The organism is Pseudomonas persica (genome assembly GCF_900291015.1).
Taxonomy (GTDB): Bacteria; Pseudomonadota; Gammaproteobacteria; order Pseudomonadales; family Pseudomonadaceae; genus Aquipseudomonas.
The window spans coordinates 1-271 of the sequence record NZ_OLKL01000146.1 but is presented as its reverse complement, the minus strand read 5'-3'; the positions used below and the strand labels follow the sequence as shown (position 1 = coordinate 271).

General features: G+C 38.0%; 1 protein-coding gene. It reads left to right on the top strand.

From position 1 onward, the window contains the following. Positions 1-271, top strand: a 271-nt coding sequence (locus tag FQ664_RS26065) for a glycosyl hydrolase 115 family protein (protein ID WP_144175882.1), incomplete at both ends; no start/stop codon positions are given.

Genomic DNA, 271 nt, shown 5'->3' with positions numbered 1-271 from the left:
GCCATAGAGTTCTTTTTAGATATGGCTTATGATATTGATAAGTGGGATAAAGACAATCTAGATCAGTTCTCACTTCAATGGGCTGAGCGTGAATTCGGTAGCGAATACGCAGCTGAAATTGCAGAAATTACAGATACATATAGGAAGTTTACCGGAAGAAAGAAATCAGAGGATGTTAATCCGGGAACATATAGCCTCTTAAATTACAAAGAGGCAGAAAGAGTACTTGCAGAGTTTGAGGAAATAAGTGTACGAGCTGAGCAAATATATG